The following is a 5,174-nucleotide window of genomic DNA, read 5'->3' as shown; positions in this document are numbered from 1 at the left end:
TCCGCACCGTACGCGCCCAGCTCCTTCGCCATCGCGTCGCCTACGCCCTTGCCGCCCAGCAGCAGGCCGCATACCTCGGTGCCCATATCGTCCGCGAGCTTGCGCGCTTCGCTGATCAGCTCCAGCACGGTCGGCTGCAGCTTGCCCTGACGCTGCTCACAGAATACCCATACGCCGCTGAAATCGGCGAGGTTCGTGTTATTGAAATCAGCCATTGTTCAGAAATCCCCTTTCAATCAAATGATGTGCTTCTTCTGAAGCGCAGCAGCCAGCTCTTCGCAGGCAGCCATATCTGCACCCTCGAGCATCTTGCCCTGGCCCTTCTGCGGGGGAGTGAAGGACTTGAAGATGTTGGTGGGGGAGCCCTTCAGGCCGATAGTAGCGGGATCGATCAGCGGATCGTCCTTGAGGGCGTTGTAGTCATATACTTCGACCGGCTTGGAGTAGCAGCCCATGATGCCCTTGATGGACATGTAGCGGGGCAGGTTCAGCTCCTTGATGCAGGTGATCAGGCAGGGGGTCTTGGCCTGAATGGTCATGTAGCCGTCCTCGAGCATACGCTTAACGGTAACGGTGCTGCCTTCCTTCTTAATGTCTGCCGCGTAGGAGATCTGCGGGATATTCAGCTTCTCCGCGATCTGGGAACCGACCTGTGCGGTGTCGCCGTCGATCGCCTGACGGCCGCAGAATACGACATCGTCGTCCTCAAGGCCGATCTTCTTGATCGCAGCCGCGAGGATCTGGGAGGTAGCGAAGGTATCCGAGCCGCCGAACTCACGGGCGGAAACCAGTACGGCCTCGTCCGCGCCCATGGCGAGCAGCTCACGCAGCATGCCCTGTGCCGGGGGAGGACCCATGGTGACAACAACGACCTTGCAGCCGGCCTCGTCCTTGAGCTTGAGCGCCGCTTCCACAGCGTTCTTGTCGTCCGGGTTGATAATGGTGGCCATAGAAGCACGGTTCAGGGTGCCGTCGGGATTGACTGCTACCTTGCCGGAGGTATCCGGAACCTGCTTTACACAAACGATTGCTTTCATGTTCAGTATTCCTCCTGTTCCTTACTTGCCGAGAATGTTGCCGGAGATAACGACGCGCTGGATCTCGCTCGTGCCTTCGTAGATCTCGGTGATCTTGGCGTCGCGCATCATGCGCTCCACCGGGTAATCCTTGGTGTAGCCGTAGCCGCCGTGGATCTGTACAGCCTTGGTGGTGATCTTCATAGCAGCCTCGGAAGCGAACAGCTTGGCGGTAGCTGCGTCCAGCGTGAAGGGCTTGCCCTCGGTCTTGAGGGTCGCGGCCTTGTAGGTCAGCAGGCGGGCAGCCTCAATCGCAACATGCATATCGGCAAATACGAACTGGGTGTTCTGGAACTTGGAGATCGGACGGCCGAACTGCTCACGGGTCTTGGCAAAGTTCATGGATTCTTCCATTGCGCCCTCTGCGATGCCGAGCGCCTGCGCGGCAATGCCGATACGACCGCCGTCCAGCGTCTGCATGGCGATCTTGAAGCCCTTGCCTTCCTGACCGAGCAGGTTTTCCTTCGGAACGATGCAGTCGGTGAACACGATTTCCGACGTGGGCGAGCCGTGCAGGCCGAGCTTTTCCTCGTGCTTGCCAACCGAGAAGCCCGGGAAGGAGCTTTCTACGATGAAGGCAGAGATGCCGCGGGTGCCCTTGGATTTATCGGTCATGGCAAATACAACGAAAACGTCTGCCACATAACCGTTGGTGATGAAGATCTTGGAACCGTTCAGAACATAGTGGTCGCCTTCGAGCACAGCGGTGCAGGTGCCCTTGGCAGCGTCAGAACCGGCGTCCGGCTCGGTCAGCGCGAAAGCGCCTACCTTGTGACCCTCGGTCAGCATGCGGAGGTACTTCTCCTTCTGCGCGGGGGTGCCGTTCTGAATGATCGGGCCGCAGCACAGACCGTTGTGGGTTGCGAGGATGTCGCCGGTGGAGGCGCACTGCTTGGAAAGCTCCTCGATCGCAATGGCCGAGCAGAGGTCGTCTGCACCGGCGCCGCCGAATTCTTCCGGCACGATCATGCCCATAACGCCCAGATCGAACAGCTTGTCGATGTTCTCGCGGGGATAAGTAGAGGTTTTGTCGGTTTCTGCTGCGATGGGCTTAACTTCGTTTTCGGTGAAGTCACGCATCATCTGGCGAACCAGTTCCTGTTCACGGGTCAGATGGAAATCCATGTTCAAGTCTCCTTTTTGTTTGGTGATTTATTGCCGATGCCGACGGAGCGCCGGCTTTCTGCCATAAAACAGGCCGCCTAATGCGGCCGGATACACCGGACGATCGTTTTTTGAAGGGAAGAGATGATCCGGTTTCGGTTGTATTTTGCACAACTTTTTGTTATTTCTTGTTCGCATAATCAATATACCACATAGGAAAAGATGCGTCAACCGTTAAATTCAACAGGATAAACCAATAAATTTGGTAAATTGTAAGTATCTTTTGGGTATAGTTGACGATAGGCCGTAAGCGTATCGTCAAAATGATAAAAAGCGGGCGTGGAATCTATCTAAAAATGACAATGCCACCGGTGTGCATGCACACCGGCGGCAGGAGAGAGGAAAAACAAATGGCAGCGGAAAGAGCCGGGGAAGGAGGGCGCAGGCAGGTGATCAGAACCCAACCAGAGCGCCGCCATCCACCGGCAGGCGCACGCTGGTGATGTACTTTGCAGCTTCCGAGCACAGAAAGACTGCTGCCCAGCCGATGTCGTCGGGATCGCCGACGCGGTTCATCTGGATACGGCCGAGGATCTTGGCGCGGCGCGGGGGATCGTTGTCAGTTGCAGCGCAGTACATGGGGGCGTTGATCCACCCGGGGGCGATCGCATTGACGTGTACCTGATCTGCGGATACTTCAATGCGGTTGCCGCGCATATGAATGATTCTGAAGTGATTGCGCTGAAAACACTGAATATGGGGATGTCGGAGTAACTGAGCGGCGTGCAAAAATAACCCGCCGGGGACGGCGGGTCAATTGAGGAGAAGGGATTAGAAGACATTCTTTCATATTCTTCGTACTTTTGTGATTTGGCAAGGGTGAAACAGAGAGGTGGAAAAATAAAAAAGCAGCTTTTCATCAGAAAAGCTGCTTTTTCGGTGGCAGCCGAAGAAGGATTCGAACCCTCACAAACAGAGTCAGAGTTACCAGAATGTGTAAATTCCGGTGTATTTCCGTGTGTTTTCTGGTTGTACTGATTCCATTTAAAGAAGAACGAAAATTCAGCGGAAGAATGGTTTTTCGCAGAATAAGTTGCGAAAAAGTTCTGAAATCTGCGTTGCGTAAAAGCAAGGCGAGAGGATTGTTCCAGAGGGCATTTTCATCAAATGACGGAAGTTTGACAGACATTTTGACAGACGTACTAGCGGCTGCCTATCAACTCAATGTAGAATGTGAATGGATACAATTAAAATAGAAGTTTTGTTTGTCGAGTTATTATGCAAAGCTAAGCTGATTTATATATTAATTACCCATAGCTTTTATTTCTAATAGTTTTTCATATAGTTTAGGGTTGTTAAGTATAATAATTTTCAGCTCATTGATTACTCTAGTAACGATCTGATATAGCATGCCTTTCGCATCATAGTAGCTTGAACGTGCAGTCAATCGATTTCTCTCATTATATTGGAAGTTGTTATCCATTACAAACACAACTTTTGAGAATTCTTGACCAATTACGGCATGGGCATTGGTGTTACATAGTTTTGATAGTTGATTATAAGAGTCAATGGTTCGGGAAGATGAGGTATATGTGATGGGTTTCCACCCATTTTGTTCAAGAAAATCAATATATTCAGTTAAATCTTGAATATTATTGAAATAATCTATAGTGATACAGTCATAGTGTAAATTGTCATGACTTTTCCCTATTTCAAGAAGGTTTGTAATAAACGATGATATGGCTTTATTTGTTCTTATTTTGTTTGTTAACTTCTTGGTAGATGTTATTAAGTGGGGGTAAGTGTTATTGAGGTAATTGCTTAAATCAAGTGTTTCACCTGTTTTCAAATATTGTTTCGTATCATATGAAAATAGCATTGGAATTTGTTTTTCTACAGCTTTTTTGGTTAATGCTTCTAGTTGGGAAAAACGTATTCTTTGTGACTCATCTACAAAGATAAAGTCAATATTGTCAAGATTTATATTTTCTTTATTGTTTGATATATCTTTAATAGAAACAATGTTCCACTTGTAGCGGTAAATTAGTTTAATATGTCCTCGATTTAAAATTCCACAATGGATTAATAAAATGTTTTTATTGGTGGACATTAATTCATTTGCAATGTCATATGTTAATAAAGTTTTTCCAGTCCCTGCATTTGCAGAAATACAGAAAAACATAAGTGGATTTTCAGTAAGTTCAGATAATATTTCAGTTTTAATCCGTTGTTGTGCGCTAGTTAAAAAATATTCATTATTGATAAAAGCTGCGGTAGAGTTAAATGGTGAAATTAAATAATTGGAAGGGACAAACTTGTTATCAGGATTAACAGAATAATCAACGTCTTGTTCACATATACATTCTGCAAGTGTTTCGGGTTTTATCTTATCAATAGTACTAGATTCAATATTATACCTATAAAATCCGTCATTTTCCACGAAAGTAAAAAGTTCTATTGGAGTGTTTAAAAATTTCAAATAATAGTAGTTTTCGTGCATTTGTTTAAGAATCTTTTTTTCTTTTTGTGCAATTTTCAATTCGCTTTTTAACTCGATATTGAGGATGTAGTTTTTTCCAAAACGTAAAAGATCAAATTCTTTGCCAAGTTGTGCAATTGAATAACTAATAAAAAAACCATCGAAGTCTGATATGTGATATGTACCCAGGATTCTGGACACATTAAAAATTGAATTAGGTGCACATGGATGCCTCTCTGAATTTTGCGGGAGGCATCCATTTTGTTTTCGCTTGGATTCTTTCGTTGTTGTAGTAATTTATGTAGGTGTCAACAGCCTTAGCAAACGTTTCAAAAGAGGAATACTCTTTTTCATGCCCGTAGAACATCTCGTTTTTCATCCGTCCAAAGAAGGTCTCCATGATGCAATTGTCGTAACAGTTACCCTTCCTTGACATGGATTGAATGATTTTGTGATCTTTAAGTGCCTGCCTGAAGTACACGTGCTGGTACTGCCACCCTTGATCAGAGTGAAAG

5 protein-coding genes and 1 pseudogene are annotated in these 5,174 nt (G+C 47.1%); all 6 read right to left on the bottom strand.

The window, feature by feature from the left end:
* Positions 1-215: pseudogene (locus tag T363_RS0113380) on the bottom strand (acryloyl-CoA reductase electron transfer subunit beta); the annotation flags it as partial.
* Between the two features lie 21 nt (positions 216-236).
* Positions 237-1,037 carry an acryloyl-CoA reductase electron transfer subunit gamma gene (gene acrB, locus T363_RS0113375; RefSeq protein WP_031476632.1) on the bottom strand — a complete coding sequence of 267 codons (801 nt, stop codon included), beginning with the start codon at positions 1,035-1,037 and terminating at the stop codon, positions 237-239.
* A 21-nt stretch (positions 1,038-1,058) separates the two neighbouring features.
* Positions 1,059-2,201, bottom strand: coding sequence for an acyl-CoA dehydrogenase (locus tag T363_RS0113370; protein ID WP_031476630.1), 1,143 nt, complete (start codon positions 2,199-2,201; stop codon positions 1,059-1,061).
* A 432-nt stretch (positions 2,202-2,633) separates the two neighbouring features.
* Entirely contained in the window at positions 2,634-2,897 is a 264-nt protein-coding gene (locus T363_RS0113365) for an SDR family oxidoreductase (RefSeq protein ID WP_031476629.1), read from the bottom strand.
* Between the two features lie 586 nt (positions 2,898-3,483).
* Positions 3,484-4,860, bottom strand: a complete 1,377-nt coding sequence (locus T363_RS0113360; RefSeq protein WP_051643297.1) for an ATP-binding protein — start codon at positions 4,858-4,860, stop codon at positions 3,484-3,486.
* A gap of 13 nt (positions 4,861-4,873) precedes the next feature.
* On the bottom strand, positions 4,874-5,174 hold a 301-nt coding region (locus tag T363_RS0113355), incomplete at its 5' end, for an IS3 family transposase (protein ID WP_031476627.1).

Source organism: Agathobaculum desmolans ATCC 43058 (assembly GCF_000701665.1).
In the GTDB taxonomy this organism is placed as follows: Bacteria; Bacillota; Clostridia; order Oscillospirales; family Butyricicoccaceae; genus Agathobaculum; species Agathobaculum desmolans.
The sequence above is the reverse complement of the archived record's forward strand: the minus strand, read 5'-3'. Positions and strand labels throughout refer to the sequence as shown.